The following is a 10,684-nucleotide window of genomic DNA, read 5'->3' on the forward strand; positions in this document are numbered from 1 at the left end:
ACATGGTTGAACTTAGATAATCAATTGAAATTCAGGAAGTAAAGTGATTGCCCAAACAAAATCCTGAACTCCTTCTACCGTAGGTTTTTTACCCAGGAAGCGAATGGCCAATTCCATCTCTCGACTGCTCGGGTTTCTACCCAAAGACTGACGATATAGCGCATTCACCAAAGCATCACTACTTGCGTATTTAGCCACCCAAATCTTAGCGCCTGTATTCAAGGTATAATTGAATTTAACTCCATTGGTTAATTCCAAAGCCTGCAATAAATTAGCCTGAGAAGTACGGCTAGTAGAAACAGTTTCCCTGTTAGGTCTTCCCAAAGCAGTTAAGAAAGGATCATTCTTCACCAAGGCTGCCCTAGCAAAAGGTATTTCTTTTTTGATATCAGTTGGTAACATTTTTACGACCAAAGCTGAGTCAGAATACAGTGGATAGAAAGACTGACTAACCGCATCTGCAAATTGTTCCGCCGTTAATCGGCGCTTCGCCATTCCTTTAAACACATAATTATTGGCGGTCAACATGGAAACTTCTTTGAAGCCAACCGATGGTAATTGATAGGTTTTAGACGTTAAAATTTGATACATCAAACGTTTCATATCGGTCCCATTATTGGCAAAATCATAAGCCAAGTAGTCTAACAAATCCTGACTCCAAGGCTCATTATCCATCATATCCACGGGTTCAACGATTCCCCTTCCCATTAATTGCGCCCATACCCTATTCACCAAGGTTCTGTATAGTCGACCGTTTTTCTTTTGAACCAAAATATCCGCCAATTGTACCAAACGATCAGCGGTGATCGGCGTTTCTTTAATTTTTCCGAGAGAATTGTACAAAACTCCACGACCAGCCTTCCGACCAGTAGGAAGGTCACATTTATGAATCTCTAGGGTTTCATCCGCAAAAACATTAGCAAAAGCATAAGCATCATCCAATTTCCAATCACTGATAAAGCTATCATGGCAAGAAGCACATTTCAAGTTTAAGCCCAAGAAAACTTGTGCCACATTTTGTGCCGCCTGCATCTCCGTGCTTTGACTGGAATTAATAGTTCCTCTCCACTTAATTCCTTTGATAAATCCCTCAGATTCTTTCGTTGGGCTAATTAACTCCTTTACAAATTGGTCATAAGGCTTATTGTTTTTCAAGGAGCCATACAACCATTTGGAGATGGCGAATCGACCTCCGGTAATATATCCAGTACCCGTGTAGTCATTTCTCAAAGCATCATTCCAGAAACTAAACCAATGCTGGGCATAGGCAGAATTGTCATTCAGTAAAGATTGAACCAATAACTCCCTTTTGTTGGCTCTTTTATCCGCCATAAAATTTTGAATAGCCTGCGGACTAGGGAGCAAACCTTGCACATCTAAATAAACCCGACGAATGTAGGTGGCGTCATCAACAGGCTTTTTCCAAGCAATCTTATTTTTCTTGAAATATTGATCCACAAATAAATCAATGGGCTGTTGAGCCTGGGCATTGGCTTGAGGTAATTTAGGTAATCTTGGCTCTAAAGCTGCCACTCGGTATAAGCTTTTTTCTGGTCCAGTTGGCCATGGAGCTCCTTGTTTAATCCAAAATTCCAGCAAAGCAATATCTTCCTTGGTCAATCGCTTCCCTTTGGTAGGCATGGCATCATCATGCCCTTCAGGTAATTTCACTCGACGGATAATATCACTCTTTTCAGGATAGCCTGCTACTAAAATAGGACCACTTTCACCTCCTCTAAATAAAAACTCTTTCTTATCTAAGCGAAGTTTTCCTTTGGTTTTGGTCGCATTATGACAGCTGTAACAATTGTGTGCTAAAACGGTACGAACCTTAATATTTAATTCATCAATTTGACTGTCATTTAAGACCTGTACGGCAGGACTTATCACAGGACTTTCTTGTTCTTGGAGGGCCGTTTGACTTGGTCCAGTGGGCAATTCGTTATATTGGGAGACCGCTTTTTCTTCAGATAAGGCCAATGCGCGTGTCGTATTTGGTGAATTTGGCCAAGGAGCCCCTTGCTTAATCCAAGTTTCTAAAACCTCTATTTCTGCTTTACTTAGGCGTTTACCCTTGGTAGGCATGGCGTCATCATCGCTGGCTGGAAGTTTTACTCGACGGATGATATCGCTTTTCTCTGGATGACCAATGATCAAAGCTTTCCCATTTTCGCCACCTTTCATGACATATTTTAATTCGTCTAAACGAAGTTTTCCTTTCACTTTTTTGGTACCATGACAGTTGGTACAATACTTGGTCAAAATGCTTCTAGCTTCAATAGCTAAAGCCTCTTTCTCATCTACATTGATATTTCCTTGTAATTTTTTAATATCTATTTTAGGCGTTTGAGATAGGGTATCTTTCGGGGTTGCTGGATTCCAAACGGAACTTAAATAGTCATCTCCATGGGTCAACATAGCTCCATAATGTCCAGCAAAGGTGACACCCAATACCGTCAACAATAATAAAGCGCGGTAGGATTTGGTTTCATTATATTGAAATGCCAATAGGGCTAATGAAGCCAAAACAAAGGTCGCAATTCCCGACCATTGATGCCATGCCACGGTGGTGCCTGAATATTCATCTTGATTGGCTAATATAAGTCCGAAGGCTACAGCCAAAAAGGCAGAGATACTAACTACCCAAAGCATCAAACGAATAGCAGGATGGTAAGGATTAGTTGACTGCTTCCAAGAAATAGCCTCTAGTAATAATATAACCCATAATAAGCTTAGGGGAAAATGGACGATTAGGGGGTGTAATCGACCAAAAAAGGTAATAAGTTCAGTACTAGTTTGCACAGAAAAATGTAGGTTATAATAGGTTTATTTCTTTGTATTGCCGAGGTACGATGAGCAAGTTCGTACACTCGGCAATTTTACAAAGATTAATCTAAATAAAAAATCCCTTAGTTATACCCTGGGTTCTGGGTTAATTTACTGTTAATCAAGATTTGAGGGGCTGGAATAGGTAAATAGTATTCAAAATCAGAATACACATAATCCAAGGCGTTGAAGGCAATTCCTCCTCTGCCAACAGTTGGGTTAGCCTTTTCTCTAGCTCCATGTGCATTCATGAATGCGGCCAATTCAGTTGGTGTCATTGTTCTTTGTAAATCAAACCAACGGTGATTTTCAAACGCCAATTCCACACGACGCTCTTGCATAATAGCTGCTCTCAATCCCTCTTTGGACAATCCAGCTAAATCAGCTAAACCTGCCCTTTTTCTCACTGCATTGATATAGCCATAAGCCTCGGCTGTTGGACCAGCTGTTTCATTGATAGCCTCAGCCAACATCAATAAAGCGTCTGAATAACGTAATACAGGCCAGTTGTTATCCGAACGACCAGAAATAGTATGAGGATACTGGTATTTAGCCACGTATGGAATTGCCACGAAATTGCCATTTAAGGTGTAACCTGTTTTTAAAGAGATATCCTTCCTTAAATCACCTGGCTCATAGGCATTGATCATGTCTCGAGTTGGAATATTTCTTCCACTAGGTGTCGTATTGGCATAACCCGTTACTGCTCCTTGTGATAAACGTGGAGCAAAAACGTACACAAAGTTACTTTGCTCTCCTAAGTCGTTTCCCCCTTGATATTGAACTTCAAATATGGACTCAGGTCCATTTTTCTTAGCTGGATCAAAGTTGTCTTTGTAGTTAGCATTCAACGAATATCCTAGACTTAAAATATCCTTCAAGGTAGTAGCTGCGGCAGTAAAGTTTTTTCTAGTTAAATAGACTTTCCCCAATAAAGCTACCGCTGCACCTTTGGTCACTTTTCCTCTTCCAGAAGCTGGATAGCTAGCTGGTAAAAGTTTCACCGCATCCGTTAAATCAGTTTCAATTTGCTTGTAAACCTCTGCTTGAGGCGAGCGAACTAAATCAAATGATTCATTAGGATTAGACAAGGTTTTGGTAGCTAATACCACATCACCAAAATAACGCGTTAGGTTAAAATAGTGATACGCACGCAAGAACTTTAACTGTCCTTCAATGGCAGCTTTGGCGGTTGCTTCTACTGAAGTAGAGCTTGCAAGCTTTTCCAAAGCATAATTGATATTATACATAGTGGAATAATGGTTATTCCACAGTGTGGAAATTTCACCATTTCCTTGGTTGACTGTTGAAAATTCAAATGCCTCCCAACCAGCGGCCCCACCTCGATCCAATGGATTAAAATCTAGGGTAGTATTGTCAGACATAAATTCCTGTTGAATGTAGGCCGTGTTGGTAATAGTTTGCAATTGGCCATAAATTCCATTCAAAGCTTGATTGAATTGAGTTTCATTTTGGTAAAATAAATCTCGACCAATCCGGGTGGGATCTGTTGTCTTCAAAAAGTCCTCTTGACAAGAAAACTGAATGAAGCAAAAAGATAATAATATAGAAGCTGTTATTTTTTTCATTTCTGTTAGAATTAGAAGTTTAATTTAAGACCTAGGGCCAAAGTTCTTGGAACTGGATATGACTCATCGTCATTGTTCAATTCCGTACCACCTCTAACACCCGCATCTGGGTTATTTCCTGGGTAATTAGTAAACAAGAATAAATTGTTAGCTGTAAAGAATAGTCGAGACTCACTGAATATATTCTTCATCTTAGGTAGTTTATACCCTAATGTCACAGCCTTCAACCATACGTAGCTTCCATCATAAACATATCGTTCACTACTTTCACGCGACCATTTAAAATAGCTTGTTCCACCTTGAGAGTTTTTATCGTTTGGATTTGTTCCAGGGTTGGTAGCCGATCTCCAACGATCCTTCGCCTTATCCAAGACGTTAAACACCCCATCCATATTCATGGTTGAGGCCTCAATGTTACGATAGATATCAAAATCTTGAGCACCCACAAATAAGACATTCACATCCCATTGGCGATAATCTGCCGCTAATGTCCAAGCCCAAGTAAAGGCTGGATTGGGGTTTCCAATTTCTGTCATATCTTGGGTATCATAAGAAATGACTCCATCGCCATTCATGTCTTTGAATTTCATACCTCCAGGAATTACACCGTCTTGCTTAGCCCAAGCATCAATCTCTGCTTGGGTATTGAAGATACCTTCTTTTCTATATCCGTAAATCATACCGATCGGACGACCTACTTTCATAACGTTGTATCCACCGTAAAAACTTCCATACCAGAGCATATCATTAGCACCTTTGATAGCCAAAATTTTACTTTGGTTGGCAGTAATATTCATATTGGTTCTAAAGTTTACAGGACCAAAACTAGTACGGTAATCGGCACTTAATTCTACCCCGGTATTTTGTACTTGACCTATGTTATCCAAACTGGTGGTAAAACCTGAAACCGCTGGAATAGAAACTGGCAATAACATGTCGTTGGTTACTTTTTTATAATACTCAAAAGTGAAGGTCAACTTGTTATTGAATGTTGCTAAATCTAAACCAATGTCTAACTGATCGGATTTCTCCCATTTCAAAGAAGAGTTAGCGAAATTGCTGATTACCTTACCAGGAGCAAAGCTGTTTCCTAAGATGTAGTTGTTCGCTCCAACAAACGCTAAACTTGGGTAGTTACCGATATTATTATTTCCTGTCACACCCCAGCTAGCACGGATTTTCATGTCGTTGATAAAACTTATATCCTTCATGAAAGGCTCCTCAGATATTCTCCAACCTACTGAAGCAGCAGGGAAGTCTCCATATTTATTGTTTTCTCCGAAACGTGAACTTCCTTCTCTTCGGAATGAAGCAGAGAATAAGTACTTGTCTTTAAGAGCATAGTTCACGCGAGCAAAATAAGCCAATAATGACCAGCTGTATTCATAGGAGTTTGAAGAACGGATAGAACCTGCTCCTAAATAGGGCACTAAATCATCTGGAAAGGTATTAGCGGTACCGTCAATACCATATACTTGTTCTTGCTGGGAAGTGAAACCCACCATGGCATCTAATTTTTGGTCCTCACCAATTTTAGGAGAATAGGTCAATAATTCATCAAATGACACGTTTTGCAATTGCTCAGAAATATCACGTGCCGTAGCAATACGAGGAGGTGCACCAGAAGTACCCGATGCTACAGAAGATCCGATAGTTGAAGGCACATATTCCTTGAAGCGGTTGTAATTCATTTTACCGTTAACCGAACTTCTGAATTTCAAACCGTCCATGATGGTGAATTCAGCAAATGCATTGGCCAATACGTCCGAAATATTTCTTTTACGAATTACGTTCTGAAGTAGGAACACTGGATTGGGGAATCCAAACACTCCATCTAGCCCACCAATATACGGGCGAATACTTCCATCAGGATTATAAATGGGTTCACGTGGATCCATCAATAAAGCTCCACCCACCAAAGCGCTTCTACCATCCGTATTGGCCACATTTTGACGAGTCAAACTACCATTCACATTCAAGCCAACGGTTAAAAATTTACTTACCGCACCGCTATTATTTGAACGAATAGAAATACGGTCATAATCCGTATTCATGATAGCTCCATCTTCCTTGTAGTATCCAACAGAAAACATGGATTTGATAGGCCCCTTACCAGAAGTAATTGTCAAATTAGCATCTTGATAAGCGGAATTCTTATTCAAAATGGCAGCAAACCAGTCAGTAGAATATTTAGTTTGCTCCGGGTAGCGATAATTTAAAGGAACTTCTTCAATGGATGGCTCTCTTTTCTGTAAAATACGAATGGCATCCATGAAAACATCTTTCTTAAATTGAGCAAATTCAGGCCCATTCAACATTTTAACTCGGCGAGAGTCTGGTATGGTATTCAATCCATAATCCATCGAGAAATTAACATTTACCTTACCCTCTTGTGCATTTTTAGTAGTTATCAGCACTACCCCGTTTGAACCTCTCGCACCATAAATCGCAGTAGATGCCGCATCTTTTAATACAGAAATACTCTCGATGTCATTCGGGTTAAAATTAGCCCCTACCGAAGTACCTACCACAAAACCATCAATTACATATAATGGGTCACTTCCAGCACCCAATGAACCTATTCCCCGAACTCGAACCTCAAAAGCCCCACCTGGAGTACCAGCTTTTTGTTTCACCACTACACCAGAGGCTCTTCCTTGAAGCAACTGATTCATGTTATTAGCAGGCTGCTCTCCAATATCCTTCATGCCAATCACGGAAACGGCAGAAGTAATATCTTGCTTTCTTTGAGAGCCATAACCTACGACAACAACCTCGGTCAGCTCTTTTTGATTTTCTTCCAAAATCACATCAATGACCGTTCTTCCTTGAACAACTTCAGACTTAGGCAAAAGTCCGACTGAAGTAAAATTTAGAACCGCATTTTTAGAACTTACCCGAATGGAATATTCGCCGTTGGCATTTGTTACGGCTCCATTGGTAGTTCCTTTCTCCAATACCGAAGTACCAGGAACTCCGACTCCCCCGGCAGTGCTTACCTTACCTCGGACTTGCACACTCTGAGCAAGTCCCTGGTAAACCAGGAGCATACAAAAAATTAGTAATGATAGTCTTTTCATAATAAAAGGTTTGAGTTGGGTTAAAAGGGTTGTTTAATCATTGACTATGGATTGTACTATTTAAAGAAATAATACAATTATCAGACACAACTAACTCATTAGACCCTTTTTAACCATCCTTAACTATCCTTATGAAATCAGCAAAAAATCTATTGTATCTTTTTGATAATCAGGAAGAAACGATTAAACAGTGATTTTACGGGAGGGCACCGTTAAATAAACAGAATGAAATAGTGCAATAATTTCAAAAAAAAATTAAATACATGTTTTTGGCTTTCTCAATTTGAACCAAATATGATTGGAAGCATAAAAATAAAAATAGTACGCAATCAAGATTTGAACTGATATATTCCTGCTATTTTTACCTAGGAAAACAACATTGAATATGATTTACCATTCTGTTTTTTTGACGTTTAAGCCTGATTTAAGTGGCTTTCAACAAGATCATTTCTTTGCCGAGGCCATGAAGCTAGCCCAGATTCCTGGAGTGCAAGAATTTGAATGCCTTCGAGAAATTAGTCCAAAAAATAATTTCCAATATGGTTTAATCATGCAATTTGAGAATAAGGATATATATCAAGCATATACCAATCATCCACTGCATGTTTGGTTTGTAGAGAACGTTTGGATACCATCGGTAGCGGATTTCCAAGAAATCGACTACCTTAAAATGTCATAATGATATGTCCAGACAATCTGCCCTTGATAATATCAAAAAACATATTGCTTTAACAGAGGCAGAATGTGCCTTGATTGACCAAACTTGGCGCTTAATAAAACTCAGTAAAAAAGACTACTTATTCGAAAGAGGTGAGATCACAAAAGATGCGGCATTAGTTCTTTCTGGATGCTTACGTTCCTTTTCCATTGATGAAAATGGATTTGAACATATCATGCAGTTTGCACCATCTAATTGGTGGATAACTGATATGTATAGTTTTATATCCCAAAAGCCGGGAGATTTAAGTGTTCAAGCCATCATGGATTCAGAGGTAGTTTTACTAAGTAGAAAAGACCAGTTGATGTTATTTGACAAAGTTCCTGCGCTGGAAAGGTATTTCAGAATATTAACCGAAAACTCTTTAGTGGCTTACCGTCAAAGGCTCATTGATAATTTAAGTTTAAGCGCTAAACAGCGATATGCAAATTTTTGTCAAACATTTCCAAGCTTAATTCATGATATCCCACAAAAACTAATTGCAGCTTACATAGGTGTAACTCCAGAATTTCTCAGTAAAATGAGGAGTGAGTACCTCCGTAACAGCTAAAAAATAGCTGAATATAATTCAAAAAATTGGACCAACTTCTGCTTTAATAATGGGGCAAAAAACTGATAAACACATTCCCTTAAATTAAAATTTGTTCTGAATTTCAAAATCAAATCAAAAAAAATCAGTGGTCAATTCATGTCTAAAAATTGATAATCATTGACTTAAAGAGAATTTTTAATTAAAAAATTCTTTAAAAATGTTCTCGATTTTCTATTGAAAATTCCTTAATTAAAAACAAGATAATCTTCTTTGCATTACAGCCTATTTTAAAAATTATTAGGGCTTGTATATTTGCATCCCTGAGAAATAAACGCAACAGTTGTCAGCTATTCTAACAACTTCACGTTTTAGGATCATTTCATACCAAAAGAAATGAAATTCTAGATTATTTGAATGAATAGTTCAACTAATTTATGTTCTCATTAAAAAAAATGTGTTTTAAATTATAATCAAGCCATGCTGGAGTAAGGCATCATAAGTCTATCTCTTTGTCGCAAAATCTTGTGATTTGCGGCCTGGACTTCCCTTCAAAAACTAGCTACAACTGATTGTAAAATTTTTAAAAATCACTCATGCTGCCTAAAGGCCGCCTGAGAGAGGTATTTAATTAATCTGTGTTACTAAATATTTCTTACCATGAAAAATAAGTGTAGTCATTATGCTTACCTGTTTGTTCTATCTGTTCTAGTTTCATTGGCAGCATCGAGAAATTCGATGGCTGCCAATAGACCTGCAGATGTCGGATTCAACGTTTCACTTGAAAGCAGCTCCTACAATAGCGCTACGAACAAATCCACTTTCTTGTACAAAATCACACAAAAAGAAAGTCAACTAACAGGCCTAAGCCATTTCATTATTCAAAATTTTTGTTTGCCAACTGGAGAAACCAACATCAAAGGAGAAAACTCCCCCAACGGAAGCAGTGAATGGGAAACCATTTCTGCCGATAAAATGAATACCAGTGATGGAAGTACCACTGAATGTCAAGACGGATTTGGCTCGCTGCTAAAATTCAACTACAATGGAGGTGGACGAACAAACTATTATCGCCTGACAATAAAAGGTCATTTTATACCGACAGATGGTCAAAGTATTTTACGATGGGGTGGAACCTCAGGAACAGTAACCTGTGCAAAAGTTGCCGTGCAGGTACCTACACCCGTAGTCAACAAACAGACTGTATATGTTTGTCAAAATAGCTCTACCACCCTTTCTGCTAGAACAGGTTCAAACTACAAGTGGACATTAAATGGATCTTCTCTTACTGATGTAAGCTCAAGTATTTCTGCTTCAACTGGTGGTGAATATCAAGTTATTTATGATGCCAGCAATTGTAGAAGTATTGAATTATTTACTTTGCAAGTAAGAGATCTTCCTACTTTAAGTGTGACTAATACATCAATTTGTCCAAGTGCTAATGGCACTTTAACAGCTAGTGGTGCGTCTAGCTATTCTTGGTCAAATGCTGCCACCAGCGCTAGCATCACCGTTTCCCCGAGCTCTACAACCACGTATACTGTTACTGGGACCGATGCCAACGGTTGCCAAAATACTGCCTCAGGAACAGTAACTGTCTATAAACTGCCTACCATTTCAGTTAATAGTCCGAGCATATGCATTGGGGGCTCAAGCAACTTAACCGCATCTGGAGCAACCACTTATGCATGGTCCAATTCACAATCAGGATCTACTATCAATGTATCACCAACCACTACTTCCAGCTATACGGTCACAGGAACTGATGCCAATGGGTGTTCAAATACAGCATCAGCCACTGTTACCGTTCATTTATTACCTACCGTTACTGCCACTCAAAACCAAACCGTTTGTGCAGGTGCTAAAGTAACTTTATCAGGTTCAGGTGCTTCTTCCTACGCTTGGAACAATGGCATCACCAATGGTACAGAATTTACCGCTA

General features: G+C 39.0%; 5 protein-coding genes and 1 pseudogene. 3 read left to right on the forward strand and 3 right to left on the reverse strand.

Annotated elements, in window-relative coordinates:
* Window positions 1–12: 12 nt before the first annotated feature.
* From ESB04_RS09660 to ESB04_RS09670, 3 genes are all read right to left on the reverse strand, one after another.
* Window positions 13–2,802 (reverse strand): PSD1 and planctomycete cytochrome C domain-containing protein, encoded by a 2,790-nt coding sequence (locus ESB04_RS09660; protein ID WP_235832219.1) that lies wholly within the window; start codon window positions 2,800–2,802, stop codon window positions 13–15.
* Between the two features lie 107 nt (window positions 2,803–2,909).
* Complete coding sequence (locus tag ESB04_RS09665) at window positions 2,910–4,415, reverse strand: RagB/SusD family nutrient uptake outer membrane protein (RefSeq protein ID WP_129027527.1); 1,506 nt, start codon at window positions 4,413–4,415, stop codon at window positions 2,910–2,912.
* 11 nt (window positions 4,416–4,426) lie between these two features.
* The gene (locus ESB04_RS09670) at window positions 4,427–7,465 is read right to left on the reverse strand and encodes a SusC/RagA family TonB-linked outer membrane protein (RefSeq protein WP_235832220.1); all 3,039 of its coding nucleotides are present in this window, start codon (window positions 7,463–7,465) and stop codon (window positions 4,427–4,429) included.
* Window positions 7,466–7,880: 415 nt separating this feature from the next.
* Between ESB04_RS09670 and ESB04_RS09675 the strand changes: the two genes are divergently transcribed.
* The 3 genes and pseudogenes from ESB04_RS09675 to ESB04_RS09685 form a co-directional block, all read left to right on the forward strand.
* A complete protein-coding gene (locus tag ESB04_RS09675) occupies window positions 7,881–8,174 on the forward strand; it encodes a Dabb family protein (RefSeq protein ID WP_129027529.1) in 294 nt (97 codons plus the stop codon).
* A 4-nt stretch (window positions 8,175–8,178) separates the two neighbouring features.
* Window positions 8,179–8,763 carry a Crp/Fnr family transcriptional regulator gene (locus ESB04_RS09680; protein WP_129027530.1) on the forward strand — a complete coding sequence of 195 codons (585 nt, stop codon included), beginning with the start codon at window positions 8,179–8,181 and terminating at the stop codon, window positions 8,761–8,763.
* Window positions 8,764–9,402: 639 nt separating this feature from the next.
* A pseudogene (locus ESB04_RS09685) lies at window positions 9,403–10,684 on the forward strand (hypothetical protein); the annotation flags it as partial.

The sequence above is a fragment of the Aquirufa rosea genome, assembly GCF_004118285.1.
In the GTDB taxonomy this organism is placed as follows: domain Bacteria; phylum Bacteroidota; class Bacteroidia; order Cytophagales; family Spirosomataceae; genus Aquirufa; species Aquirufa rosea.

Coding starts and splice junctions, on each gene's coding strand:
- ESB04_RS09680 (WP_129027530.1), top strand. CDS start 8,179: ATGTCCAGACAATCTGCCCTTGATAATATCAAAAAACATATTGCTTTA.
- ESB04_RS09665 (WP_129027527.1), bottom strand. CDS start 4,415: ATGAAAAAAATAACAGCTTCTATATTATTATCTTTTTGCTTCATTCAG.
- ESB04_RS09675 (WP_129027529.1), top strand. CDS start 7,881: ATGATTTACCATTCTGTTTTTTTGACGTTTAAGCCTGATTTAAGTGGC.
- ESB04_RS09670 (WP_235832220.1), bottom strand. CDS start 7,465: ATGCTCCTGGTTTACCAGGGACTTGCTCAGAGTGTGCAAGTCCGAGGT.